The organism is Mesorhizobium sp. M7A.F.Ca.MR.148.00.0.0 (assembly GCF_003997735.1).
In the GTDB taxonomy this organism is placed as follows: domain Bacteria; phylum Pseudomonadota; class Alphaproteobacteria; order Rhizobiales; family Rhizobiaceae; genus Mesorhizobium.
In genome coordinates this window covers 1-242 of record NZ_RZTB01000665.1, presented here as the reverse complement: position 1 = coordinate 242, position 242 = coordinate 1, and the positions used below count along the sequence as shown (strand labels likewise).

The window sequence follows — 242 nt, the reverse complement described above, 5'->3', positions numbered from 1 at the left end:
GTATCGAGCTGGTCCCGGATCGCGGTCAGCTTCAGCCGGTCGAGCTGAGCCACCAGCATCTCGTGATCGACCGTCGTCATCACCAGCTGCCTCCCACCAGTGCCTCATATTCGGCCAGCGGCCGCAACAGAGCGGAAGGCGCAACGATATCCACCGGCGCCGATCGCACCGGCGCAGCAGCGCCGACCACGCCGGCAAGATGCGCGCGCTCGACAATCCGTTGGCGACGTCCGCGGCACAAC

At 66.9% G+C, this 242-nt stretch carries 1 pseudogene; it reads right to left on the bottom strand.

The window, feature by feature from the left end:
- Window positions 1–79 precede the first annotated feature (79 nt).
- Window positions 80–242, bottom strand: a pseudogene (locus EOB49_RS38535) (IS21 family transposase); the annotation flags it as partial.